General features: G+C 57.0%; 8 protein-coding genes. 1 reads left to right on the plus strand and 7 read right to left on the minus strand.

The genetic code is table 11. The features are described 5' to 3' along the window. The first annotated feature begins 340 nt into the window (after positions 1-340). Positions 341-1,153 (plus strand): putative rhamnosyl transferase, encoded by an 813-nt coding sequence (locus Q0802_RS13905; protein ID WP_298919291.1) that lies wholly within the window; start codon positions 341-343, stop codon positions 1,151-1,153. Here the strand turns inward: Q0802_RS13905 and Q0802_RS13910 are convergent. The 7 genes from Q0802_RS13910 to rplL form a co-directional block, all read right to left on the minus strand. Next, positions 1,139-2,035 (minus strand): DMT family transporter, encoded by an 897-nt coding sequence (locus tag Q0802_RS13910; RefSeq protein WP_298919293.1) that lies wholly within the window; start codon positions 2,033-2,035, stop codon positions 1,139-1,141. The genes Q0802_RS13905 and Q0802_RS13910 overlap by 15 nt on opposite strands. 42 nt (positions 2,036-2,077) lie before the next feature. Beyond that, on the minus strand, positions 2,078-3,310 hold the full coding sequence (locus tag Q0802_RS13915; protein WP_298919294.1) for a biotin/lipoyl-binding protein: 1,233 nt from the start codon (positions 3,308-3,310) through the stop codon (positions 2,078-2,080). Between the two features lie 3 nt (positions 3,311-3,313). Next, positions 3,314-3,664, minus strand: a complete 351-nt coding sequence (locus Q0802_RS13920; protein WP_298919298.1) for a hypothetical protein — start codon at positions 3,662-3,664, stop codon at positions 3,314-3,316. A 207-nt stretch (positions 3,665-3,871) separates the two neighbouring features. Beyond that, on the minus strand, positions 3,872-8,119 hold the full coding sequence (gene rpoC / locus Q0802_RS13925) for a DNA-directed RNA polymerase subunit beta' (RefSeq protein WP_298919300.1): 4,248 nt from the start codon (positions 8,117-8,119) through the stop codon (positions 3,872-3,874). Next, positions 8,116-8,391, minus strand: coding sequence for a hypothetical protein (locus Q0802_RS13930; protein WP_298919302.1), 276 nt, complete (start codon positions 8,389-8,391; stop codon positions 8,116-8,118). The genes rpoC and Q0802_RS13930 overlap by 4 nt, the downstream gene beginning before the upstream one ends. 5 nt (positions 8,392-8,396) lie before the next feature. Continuing rightward, a complete protein-coding gene (rpoB, locus tag Q0802_RS13935; protein WP_298919303.1) occupies positions 8,397-12,533 on the minus strand; it encodes a DNA-directed RNA polymerase subunit beta in 4,137 nt (1,378 codons plus the stop codon). Positions 12,534-12,791: 258 nt separating this feature from the next. Next, positions 12,792-13,166: a 50S ribosomal protein L7/L12 gene (rplL, locus tag Q0802_RS13940; protein ID WP_298919304.1), complete on the minus strand. Its 375-nt coding sequence runs from the start codon at positions 13,164-13,166 to the stop codon at positions 12,792-12,794. Between the last annotated feature and the right edge of the window lie 22 nt (positions 13,167-13,188).

The following is a 13,188-nucleotide window of genomic DNA, read 5'->3' on the forward strand; positions in this document are numbered from 1 at the left end:
ATATGTGTGCACGAGGACGACCCCCATGCGGTTAATACTGTCTCGCGGGCGCGTCCGCCTGCGATGTTCATGCGCCTATGGCGCAAACCGAAAAGACCGCCACGTTTCCGTACCGAGGAAACGACGCGGTGGGTTTACAGAGGATCGGGCCGATAGGAGGCCGGATCGTGACCACTTCAATTCAGATTTCGGCGTACAGGAGATTTTCCTGCCGTCGAGATAGCGGGCGTATAAAAGGAGTCGCACCCGGTGTCAACAGCCCCGCCTGTCTTGTCATACACTCATCACACTGCAATGCTGCAAGGGGATTTACCGCGCTAGAACCAAGGGGCACCATGTTATGCAAGTGATTGGCATTTGCCGATTTTCTTATCCCGCGATTGGTGGTTTTCAGGTTCGCAGTGCCTCGCTGGCCGAAAGACGGGCCTATCTCTATGACCCTGACAGAATGGCCACGAGGTTCGCCCTGTTTGAAGCCTTCACTCTACCCTCAATCCGGGCGCAAACTGACGCTGACTTTGTCTTTCTGATCGTGGTTGGCGACAGCCTGCCACGCCGGTATTCAGAACGTCTGCGCGATCTGGTCAAAGATATCCCCCAAATCGTTGTTCAACGCCACGCGCCCGGCCCGCACCGCGAGGTGATGAACGACGCCCTCAATGCTTTGCGAAGCAACAAGAAGGCGCCCTGCATCCAGTTTCGACTTGATGACGATGACGCGGTCGCACGGGGATTTGTGGCAGAACTGCGCAGACGTGCAGTACCTGCCCTCCAAATTCTCGAAGACAGTCAATCGGTCGCGATTGATTTCAACCAAGGCTACATCGCCCGCCCAAATGCGGAAGGCATTGAGGCGGCCGCCGTAAAAGAGAGCTATTGGGCCGCCGGAATGGCCATTGTGACGCGTCCCAAGTCCCAGCAAACGATCATGAGTTTCAGCCACAACAAGATCTGGCAACATATGCCGACACTCACCTTTACGGGTACCGATATGATGTTGCGCGGCATACACCCCTACAACGATTCACGTCAGAAGACCGAACCCAGGCCAGTCCAACTCCAACCGCTGGACGCCGCAGGTGAGGTCCATTTCAAAATGACCTACAATATAGATGCTGATAACGTGCGTCGCCTTTTCTCAGCTCCGCATTAGGTTGCGCTCGCGGTAGAGGGTGAACAGCCCCATTGCGACAATGATGAAGGCCCCCAACAAGGTTACGAAGGCGGGCCACTCGCCGAAAACCAACCATCCCAGGATCAGCGCCCAAATGAGCCCGGTGTAGCGAAAGGGAGCTATGAAGGAAATGTCCCCCGCGCGCATCACCTGTACACTGAAGAAGTAGCCTCCGACGATAAAGAGCGAAGAGGAGGCAATCAAAAGCCCCATGTCATTTGAAACAGGCGACCATGTGATCGTCAGTGACGCGCCGCCAGCTGCGATGAGAACAGCCAGTGAAGCGGAAAATGTCACGAGCAGCGACGGCACGCCCTTTGACAGCCGGCGCGTGGACAGATCACGTGCGGTGACGCACAACACCGCGATCAGTGCGTATAAAGACCATAGAGTAAATCCATCCGGACCCGGCCTGACAATCAGAAGCATGCCGCAAAATCCTATCAGGATGGCCGTCATTCGACGCCAACCGACAGCTTCGCGAAAGAAGAGCGCCGATCCCAGCGTTACCGTCAGCGGTAAAATCTGCAGGATTGCCGTGATGTTTGCCAGGGGCATGTTGAGCAGTGCGGTGACAAAGAAATAGGCGGCGCCCACCTCGGAAAGGGATCGCAATGCGATCAGCGCCCAGTCGCTTGGCGTGATATCGAACCTGAAAGCCCCGCGAGACCATGCCAAGGCAGCGATGAGCACTGTGGCCAGACACCCCCGCAAAAACAACAACTGAAACAGCGGCACAGCACCGCCCGTTGCCTTGAGCAGCGCGTCATTGAATGTGAAACAGGCCATCGAGGCCATCATCAACAACGCACCTGCCAGATTTGGCGATAACACACCCGAATGGCGTTGTTCTATGGTCACTTAGCTTTGGTTTCCTTGTCTGGCAGCGCGTGGGTAGACAATTCAATGGCCGGTGAAGACCAGAGTTTGCAGTGGCAGCAGCAGCGACCGAATGCGCAGCCCCGCCGCATGAACGACACCCACCGTATCTACGACGTGCAAAAACACCCGGCGACCAAAGCCCAAGGAGGGATCCTCAAGCAATTCATGGTTGTAGGTATACGCATTGGCAAGGCATCTGCTGCCAGGTGGAATGTCATCTGTCTGACCGGGAAATATGGGTTCCATGAACGCCAGAATTGTCCCGGGCGCGCCCTGCAATTGCACATCAAGCAGACGGTCCGAAGGGCGTAGCTGTCCCGAGGCAATCACATCCTGTACTTCAGTGATCACCATCGGGATCACCGTAAAGGGCTTGGAGGCACACATGATCTCGGCGACGCCGCCTTTCTTGATGACCTGAGCAGAGATTTGTGAGAACCCTGCCTGAAATCTGTTGCGGCCAGCATCCGCCGGAACCAGAATCCCGGCAGGTCTCAGGATCGGATTGACGATATCACCTTTGCGCAGGGTCAGTTGTTCGATCGTCCCATCCACACCGGCATAGACGGTGAGTTTTTCAATCTCGGTCTCGGCTTGTTCCAACGCCGCCTTTGCACTAGCCCGTTGCGCAGGCAACTGCACATCCAGTTGAACCTGCAAGGCGTCCAGCCCGGCTTTTGCTGCATCCACTTCGCCTTGTCGGACGGCAAGCTCGTTCTGCAATACCGTCACATCCCGTTCGCTTACGGCGGTCGAACCACGGTCACGTAAGGCCGTTTGCCGTTGAAAATCCTCCAGCGTTTGCTGATAGCCTGCCTGTGCCTGAGCCAGCACGGCATTTGCGGTTCCCCGCTGCGCTTCGGCAACTGCCAGAGCGGCATCAACCTCTTCGATCTTACGGCGCGCGGTTTCAGCGGAAGCCTCCTGGCTGCTGCCGTCAAGTTTGAAAATCGGATCGCCCGCTTTCACATCCTGATTGATCTCAACAAATACCTCTTCGACGCGCCCACCGCCCTCTGACAGGATGGTCAGCGTCCTAAAGAAAGACGCCACATTTGACGTCGACGGATGATAGTAGAAGACGATGGTGATCAGCATCGTGGTGAGCATCGCACACATGGTGATGCCCCAGCGCAATTCGTACCAGACGGTAAAAAAGTCGATCTCCACGCCCCATCGCTTGCCCTGAAAGCGGCGGCGCAAGAGGTAATCGGGAAGAACCGTCAACAAAGAACAGAAAATAAGCTCGAACATATCTTACTTTTCCTTGCTGACCATGGCTTGAAGGGACTGCGCGATGGACGACAAGGGGGTGACGATATCGGGTGGCCTGAATGCGGCAAGGACCAACGCGGCGACCCAGAATATGTTGTTGTGGGTGAAGAGCGCCAACATCGCCAGAATGCTTATCAATTGCAATTGGGTTGCATTGCCCTTGTGTGCCATCTGTTCGGGCAAGGCATGCAGCGTGAAGTAAGCCACCCCGACCAGCAAGATCACACCCAGCAAAAAGAAAACCATCACTGTGAAGAGGTAATCGCTGCCATCCGCCGTGGCAAAATAGTGCGGCAAATGGTGGGGGGCCAAGGGGTGCATTGTGTCAGACATGAAATGACTTCCAGGGTTTTACGAATGAAATCTGCAATTGTGTGGTGTCTCTGAGACGCTAGCCCTGAACGCGAATTTTGACCACATCTTTTTATCGGCAAAATCCGCCTCTCATTAATGGCCCCCAATTCGGGCTAATTTTGGGGACGGCAAAGAAAAACCCCCGCTGCTCAGGGCAACGGGGGTTTCAAAAAGCATCTGATGTGATCAGTCGCGGCTGTCTGGATCAGGCGTTATCACCTGATCGAAAACATCGCCGCCCACCATATCGTCATCCATGATCGGAGCGGCAAGCGCTGCGGCCGCTTCAGCTTCTTCACGGCGCGCTTCGATCACAACATTGTCGCGGTCCTGGGCCACGCGGCGCACCTTCATGGTAGCACCCCCTGTACCAGCCGGGATCAGACGACCCACGATCACGTTCTCCTTCAGACCAACCAGCTTGTCTTTCTTACCCTGCACGGAGGCTTCGGTAAGAACGCGCGTGGTCTCCTGGAAGGAGGCCGCAGAGATGAAGCTGCGTGTTTGCAGCGACGCCTTGGTGATCCCCAGAAGGATCGGTTCACCCTGTGCCGGACGACCACCCTTGGACACCGCCTTCTCATTGGCCGTATCGAACTCCTGCTTGTCTACATGTTCGCCTTTCAGCAGCGTGGTGTCGCCAGAATCCTGGATCTCCCACTTCTGCAACATCTGACGCACGATGACTTCGATGTGCTTGTCGTTGATCTTCACACCTTGCAGGCGATAGACGTCCTGAACCTCGTCGATCATGTAGTCCGCCAGCGCTTCGACACCCATGATGGCAAGGATATCGTGCGGAGCCGGGTTACCGTCCATGATGTAATCACCCTTCTGAACAAAATCACCTTCCGCAACCGGGATGTGCTTGCCCTTGGGCACCATGTACTCGACTTTGTGATCCGGATCCTCGGCAGACTCGATGGCGATACGGCGCTTGTTTTTGTAGTCCTTGCCGTAGCGCACATAGCCGTCGATTTCCGCGATGATGGCGTGATCCTTCGGGCGACGTGCCTCGAAGAGTTCGGCCACACGCGGCAGACCCCCGGTGATGTCCTTGGTCTTGGCACCTTCGCGTGGAATACGTGCCACCACATCACCGGCCTTGATCTCGGAGCCGTCCTCGATGGACAGAACCGCATCCACGGACATCGGATAGGTCACCGGGTTGCCCGCGTCATTGCGGACCGGTTCGCCATCGGCACCCACCAGGATGATTTCAGGCTTGAGCTCATTGCCCTTGGCCGCCGAACGCCAGTCGATCACGATCTTCTGGGTCATGCCGGTGGCATCGTCGGTTTCGTCCTTGACGGCGATCCCCGACACCAGGTCTACAAACTTCGCCGTCCCGGATTTCTCCGCGATGATCGGCAGGGTGTAGGGGTCCCATTCGAACAGTTTGTCGCCGCGAACCACATTCTGACCATCGGTGACAAAGAGTTTGGTACCGTATCCGACTTTGTGGCTGGCCCGTTCCTCGCCGTTCTCATCCTGAATAAGCAGCTTCATGTTCCGGCCCATCACCATGGTCTCGCCAGAGGCATTCTCAAGGGTCTGAGCGTTCTCGAAGACGACCTTGCCGGTGTGGCTGGCCTCCAGGAAGGATTGCTGACCACCCTGAGCAACGCCGCCAATGTGGAAGGTCCGCATTGTCAGCTGAGTACCAGGCTCCCCGATGGACTGAGCGGCGATGATGCCGACCGCTTCACCGGTGTTGACCATCGTGCCGCGTGCAAGGTCACGACCATAGCAGGTCGCACAAACACCCTCTTCGGCTTCACAGGTCAGGGGGCTGCGAATCCGCGCCGAAGCTACACCGGCCTCATCAACCGCATCTGCCATCCGTTCATCGACCAAGGTGCCATGCGCGATCATCACCTCATCGGTGCCGGGGCGCATGATGTCCTCCGCCACAACGCGACCCAGAATGCGCTCGGCCAGAGAAGATACAACCTCGCCATCGTTCACCGCCGCTACTGCCGTGATGGATGTCTCCGTGCCGCAATCGAGCATACGCACGATGCAGTCTTGCGCCACATCCACCAGACGGCGTGTCAGGTACCCGGAGTTCGCCGTTTTCAAAGCGGTGTCCGACAGACCTTTGCGCGCGCCGTGCGTGGAGTTGAAGTACTCAAGAACGGTCAGACCTTCCTTGAAGTTCGAGATGATCGGCGTTTCGATGATGTCGCCATTCGGCTTCGCCATCAGGCCGCGCATTCCGCCCAGCTGCTTCATCTGCGTGACCGAACCACGGGCACCGGAGTGCGCCATCATGTAGACCGAGTTCGGTTCTTTCTCGGCACCTGCGTCATCGCGTTGACTGGCCGAAATCGAGCCCATCATCGCGTCGGTCACCTTGTCGTTACACTTCGACCAGGCATCGACCACTTTGTTGTACTTTTCACCCTGAGTGATCAGACCGTCCATATACTGCTGTTCGAAATCCTTCACCAGCTCACGTGTTTCCTGCACGATGGGCCATTTGGTGTCGGGGATCAGCATGTCGTCCTTGCCGAAGGAAATCCCGGCCTTGAACGCTTCGCGGAAGCCCATGGTCATGATCTGGTCACAGAAGATGACGGACTCCTTCTGACCGCAGTAGCGATAGACGGTGTCGATGACCTGCTGCACTTCTTTCTTGCGCAGCAGACGGTTGACCAGTTCAAACGGCGCTTTGGCGTTCAGCGGCAGCAGCGCGCCCAGACGGACCCGGCCCGGCGTGGTCTCGAACCGCTGCATGACTTCCATGCCATTCTCATCAATCTGCGCAATCCGCGCTGTGATCTTGGAATGCAGGTGCACCATGCCAGCGTCCAGCGCGTGCTGGACCTCTTCCACTGAGCCGAAAACCATGCCTTCACCCGGCATGCCCTCACGCTCCAGCGTGGTATAGTAGAGACCCAGGATCATGTCCTGCGACGGCACGATGATCGGCGCGCCGTTTGCTGGCGACAGAACGTTGTTCGTCGACATCATCAGAACCCGGGCTTCCAGCTGGGCTTCAAGGCTCAGAGGCACGTGCACAGCCATCTGGTCACCGTCGAAGTCCGCGTTAAAGGCGGAACAAACCAGCGGATGCAGCTGAATGGCCTTGCCTTCGATCAGCACAGGTTCAAACGCCTGAATGCCCAAACGGTGCAGCGTCGGTGCACGGTTCAGCATCACAGGGTGTTCGCGGATCACCTCATCGAGGATATCCCAAACCTCAGGGCGCTCTTTTTCGACCAGTTTCTTCGCCTGTTTCACGGTGGAGGAGAGACCTTTGGCCTCAAGCCGCGAGTAGATGAACGGCTTGAAAAGTTCGAGCGCCATCTTCTTCGGCAGACCGCACTGGTGCAGCTTCAGTTCCGGCCCGGTCACAATCACCGAACGGCCCGAGAAGTCGACGCGTTTGCCCAAAAGGTTCTGGCGGAAACGACCCTGCTTGCCTTTCAGCATGTCGCTGAGCGATTTCAGCGGGCGCTTGTTGGCACCGGTGATCACACGACCGCGACGTCCATTGTCAAACAGCGCATCAACGGATTCCTGCAGCATCCGCTTTTCGTTACGGACGATGATATCGGGTGCGCGCAGCTCGATGAGACGCTTCAGACGGTTGTTCCGGTTGATCACACGACGGTAAAGGTCGTTGAGGTCGGACGTCGCAAAACGGCCACCATCGAGCGGCACCAGCGGGCGCAGTTCCGGCGGGATCACGGGGATCACGGTCAGGACCATCCATTCCGGACGGTTGCCGGATTCGAGGAAGCTTTCTACAACTTTCAGACGCTTGATGATCTTCTTGGGCTTCAGCTCGCCCGTCGCCTCTTTCAGATCAGCGCGCAGCTGCTCCGCTTCGGCTTCCAGATCGATCGCCGCCAGCATTTCGCGGATCGCTTCGGCGCCGATGTTGGCGGTGAATGCGTCCATGCCGTAGGCGTCCTGCGCGTCCATATACTCTTCTTCGGTCATCATTTGACCGTATTGAAGGTCTGTGAGGCCCGGTTCGATCACCACGTAGTTCTCAAAGTAGAGCACCCGCTCCAGATCGCGCAGCGTCATGTCCAGCATCAGACCGATGCGCGACGGCAGCGATTTCAGGAACCAGATATGCGCGACCGGCGACGCCAGCTCAATGTGGCCCATGCGCTCGCGGCGGACCTTTTGCAGCGTGACTTCTACACCGCATTTCTCGCAGACAACGCCGCGATATTTCATGCGCTTGTATTTACCGCAGAGACATTCGTAGTCCTTAATCGGGCCAAAAATACGCGCGCAGAAAAGGCCATCACGCTCAGGCTTGAACGTCCGGTAGTTGATGGTTTCGGGTTTCTTGATTTCGCCGAAAGACCAGCTCAGAATGCGTTCTGGCGAGGCCAGAGACACTTTGATCTCATCAAACACCTTTTGCGGTGCAAGCGGGTTAAACGGGTTGTTTGTCAGTTCCTGGTTCATTGGGAAACCTCTGCCAATTCGGGGCAAACATAAAAATTTGCGCGATTGTATTTTTGTTCGGACATCGGGCCTTGGATCGCGATTCCTTGCAGCACTTCAATAGGGGGAGCTGCAATAGGTGAACGATCTGCGCCGCAATCCGTAAAGAAGTCGGTGCCTTGAGAATTCCACACAACTAAAACCTTGGACTGGTCTCGCGTGTCCAGATAGTCGGCTCCGCCGACTATCTGGCAAGCTGCGAGCGGCGTCGCTGCCAATCCAAGGATTGCCATGTTTCTCACTCATCTTCCTCCGCATCGAGAAGTTCCATATTGAGGCCGAGGCCGCGGACTTCTTTCACCAGAACGTTGAAGCTTTCGGGCACGCCCGCTTCAAAGTTGTCCTCGCCCTTGACGATGGACTCATAGACTTTCGTCCGTCCGGCCACGTCATCCGACTTCACGGTCAGCATTTCTTGCAGGGTGTAGGCGGCACCATAAGCTTCCAGAGCCCAGACCTCCATTTCCCCAAACCGCTGGCCACCGAACTGCGCCTTACCGCCCAACGGCTGCTGGGTGACGAGGCTGTAAGGCCCGGTCGAACGCGCGTGGATTTTGTCATCCACAAGGTGGTGCAGTTTCAGCAGATATTTGACGCCGACGGTCACGGGGCGGGCAAATTGCTCACCGGTACGCCCATCGAACAGAACCGACTGGCCCGAGCTGTCAAAGCCCGCACGCATCAGCGCGTCGTTCACGTCAGCCTCCTTGGCACCGTCGAAGACTGGTGTCGCAATCGGCACACCGCGGGTGACGTTGCCAGCGGCCTCGATCAACGTGTCCTCATCCATGCCCGCGATGCCTTCGTCATAGACGTTCTCACCGTAGGCATGGCTCAGCGCGTCACGCACAGGGGTCAGATCGCCGGAGCGACGGTATTCCTGCAACGCCTCGTCCACATTGAGGCCCAGACCACGCGCGGCCCAGCCCATATGTGTCTCAAGGATTTGCCCGACGTTCATACGCGACGGCACGCCCAGTGGGTTCAGACAGAAATCGACAGGTGTGCCATCGGCAAGAAACGGCATGTCCTCCATGGGAACCACTTTGGAGATAACCCCTTTGTTCCCGTGACGACCGGCCATCTTGTCGCCCGGCTGCAGCTTGCGCTTCACCGCGACGAAAACCTTGACCATCTTCATCACGCCCGGGGGCAGGTCGTCACCTCGGCGGACCTTCTCGACCTTATCCTCAAAGCGCGCGTCGAGCGCCCGTTTCTGGATCTCGTACTGCTCGTTCAGCGCCTCAACTACCTGGGCGTCGGCTTCATCCTTGAGAGCAAGCTGCCACCACTGACCACGGGTCAGCATCTGCAACAAATCCTCGGTGATTTCAGCGTTGGCAGGCACGCCTTTTGGGCCCTTTACGGCGGTTTTGCCAAGGATCATGTCCTTGAGACGCGCATAGATGTTGCGATCCAGGATCGCCATCTCGTCGTCCCGGTCGCGGGCCAGACGTTCGACTTCCTCGCGCTCGATCTGCAATGCACGTTCGTCTTTTTCCACACCGTGGCGGTTAAAGACGCGCACCTCGACGACCGTACCAAAGTCACCCGGCTTGACGCGCAGCGAGGTGTCGCGCACGTCAGAGGCTTTCTCACCAAAGATGGCGCGCAGAAGTTTTTCCTCCGGCGTCATCGGGCTTTCGCCTTTCGGTGTGATCTTGCCTACCAGGATATCGCCCGGTTCCACGTCCGCCCCGATGTAGACGATGCCCGCCTCATCAAGGTTGCGCAGGGCTTCCTCGCCGACGTTGGGGATGTCCCGGGTGATCTCTTCCGGCCCAAGCTTGGTGTCACGCGCGGCAACCTCGAATTCCTCGATGTGGATCGAGGTGAAGACGTCGTCACGGGCAATCCGCTCGGAGATCAGGATGGAATCCTCGTAGTTGTAGCCATTCCAGGGCATGAAGGCGACGACGACGTTCTTGCCGAGCGCCAGTTCCCCCATGTCGGTCGACGGACCATCGGCCACAACCTGCCCCTTGCGCACCGTGTCACCCACCTTCACCAGCGGACGCTGGTTGATGCAGGTGTTCTGGTTGGAGCGCTGGAACTTGCGCATGCGGTAGATGTCTACGCCTGCGTCCCCAAGTTCGAGATCCTCGGTGGCGCGGATCACAATCCGCTGCGCATCAACCTGATCGATGATGCCGGCGCGTTTGGCCATGATCGCAGCCCCGGAATCCCGTGCCACGACCTCTTCGATACCGGTCCCGACAAGCGGCGCCTCGGCCTGCAAAAGCGGGACCGCCTGACGTTGCATGTTAGATCCCATCAGAGCGCGGTTGGCGTCGTCATTTTCTAGGAAGGGAATGAGCGAGGCCGCAACGGAGACCAACTGTTTGGGCGAGACGTCAATCAGATCAACGCTTTCCGATGGCGACAGCGTGTAATCACCGGATTTACGCGTGGACACCAGATCATTCACGAACTTCATATTGTCATCGAGGTTGGCGTTGGCCTGCGCCACGGTGTGACGCATTTCCTCGGTGGCGGACATATAATGCACTTCATCCGTCACCTTGCCGCCTTCAACCTTGCGGTATGGCGTTTCGATGAAACCGTATTTGTTCACGCGGGCAAAGGTCGCCAGCGAGTTGATCAGACCGATGTTCGGCCCTTCCGGCGTTTCAATCGGGCACATCCGACCATAGTGGGTCGGGTGCACGTCGCGGACCTCGAAGCCGGCACGCTCACGGGTCAGACCGCCCGGTCCAAGCGCCGACAGACGACGCTTGTGCGTCACTTCCGACAATGGGTTCGTCTGGTCCATGAACTGCGACAGCTGCGAGGAGCCAAAGAATTCACGTACCGCAGCAGCAGCCGGTTTTGCGTTGATCAGATCTTGCGGCATCACCGTGTCGATCTCGACCGACGACATACGCTCCTTGATCGCACGTTCCATGCGCAGCAGGCCCACACGGTACTGGTTTTCCATCAACTCGCCGACAGACCGCACGCGGCGGTTACCAAGGTGGTCGATATCGTCAATGTCACCACGTCCGTCACGCAGATCGACCAGCGCCTTGATACAGGCCACGATGTCCTCACGGCGGAGTGTACGCTGAGTGTCTTCGGCGTCCAGTGCCAGACGCATGTTCATCTTCACCCGACCAACGGCTGAGAGATCATAGCGTTCGGAATCGAAGAACAACGTGTCGAAAAGAGCCGAAGCGGCCTCAACGGTGGGCGGTTCACCCGGACGCATCACGCGGTAGATATCCATGAGCGCAGTATCGCGGTTCATGTTCTTGTCCTGCGCCATTGTGTTGCGCATGTAGGGACCAACGTTGACGTTATCGATGTCCAGAAGAGGAATCTCGGTGATCCCGGCATCAATGAGCTCTTTGGCCGTTCCGCCAATGAGTGTGCCATCCTTGTCGTATTCCAGCGTCATTTCATCACCAGCTTCGACGTAGATCGCGCCGTTTTCTTCGTTGATGATGTCTTTAGCCGCAAACTTGCCCGCGATGTGTTCATAAGGCAGCAGCAATTCTGTCACCTTGCCTTCGTCGATCAATTGCTTGACCGCGCGCGGGGTGACTTTCTTGCCTTGCTCAAACAGCACTTCGCCGGTCTTAGCATCCACCAGATCATAGGTGGGACGGGTGCCGCGCACGCGATCCGGGAAGAACGGGGCGACCCAGCCCTTGTTCTTCTTCAGCTTGTAGGTAACGGTGTTGTAATAGGCGTCCATGATCGCTTCCTGGTCGAGACCAAGGGCGTAAAGGAGCGTTGTGACAGGCAGTTTCCGACGACGGTCGATACGCGCAAAAACGATGTCTTTAGCGTCGAATTCAAAATCCAACCAAGAGCCGCGGTAGGGGATGATACGGCAGGCAAACAGCAGTTTGCCGGAAGAGTGGGTTTTGCCTTTGTCGTGATCAAAGAAAACACCAGGCGAGCGGTGCATCTGGGAGACGATCACACGCTCGGTGCCGTTGACCACAAAGGTACCATTCGGCGTCATCAGAGGCATATCGCCCATGAAGACATCCTGTTCCTTGATGTCCTTGACGGATTTCGCGCCGGTGTCCTCGTCCACATCGAACACGATCAGACGCAGCGTCACCTTAAGCGGCGCAGAGTAGGTCATGTCACGTTGCTGACATTCCTCCACATCGTACTTGGGTTTTTCCAACTCGTACTTCACGTACTCCAGCACGGAAGTTTCGTTGAAGTCCTTGATCGGGAAGACCGACTGGAAAACACCCGCGATACCTTCGCCGTCCAGGGGGACGTCGGCGTCGCCGGAATTCAGGAAGAGATCATACGAGGATTTCTGAACCTCAATGAGGTTTGGCATATCCAGAACTTCGCGGATTTTGCCATAATATTTACGTAGACGTTTCTGGCCAAGGAACGATTGAGCCATATCAGGTGTCACCTTTCAGAGTTCTCACCGGACAAGGACACCGTCGGGCCACGGCACCTCGCCCATACGAGACGATACGTTTCGGTCTATTCACAAGCGCCGTCCCACCGGCGCCTTCCCGACCATTGAACCGCATCTTGGAAAAGGCCTTTGGTCAAAAGACCCTTGCCAAGACAGGTTAAGCCGGACCCGAAAACCATCGGGTCCAGCTCAATTTTCATTCGGAAGCCAATTGGTACGACTTCCGGAGTTGGCGACTTATGCCAGCTCGACCTCTGCGCCTGCTGCTTCCAGCTTGGCTTTGACGTCTTCGGCTTCCGCTTTGTCGACGCCTTCTTTGATCTTGCCGCCCGCTTCCACGAGGTCCTTGGCTTCTTTCAGACCAAGACCTGTGAGACCGCGAACTTCTTTGATCACGTTGATTTTCGAGGCACCTGCGTTTTTCAGGACAACATCGAATTCTGTTTTTTCCTCTTCAGCAGCACCGCCGCCGTCAGCAGGACCAGCCATCATCACTGCGCCGCCTGCTGCGGGCTCGATGCCGTACTCGTCTTTGAGGATGGTTTTCAGTTCTTGTGCTTCAAGCAGGGTCAGACCAACGATCTCTTCTGCCAGTTTTTTCAGATCAGCCATGTTTTAGCTCTTTCCGTTTACG

The sequence above is a fragment of the uncultured Roseobacter sp. genome (genome assembly GCF_947495275.1).
GTDB lineage: Bacteria > Pseudomonadota > Alphaproteobacteria > Rhodobacterales > Rhodobacteraceae > Roseobacter.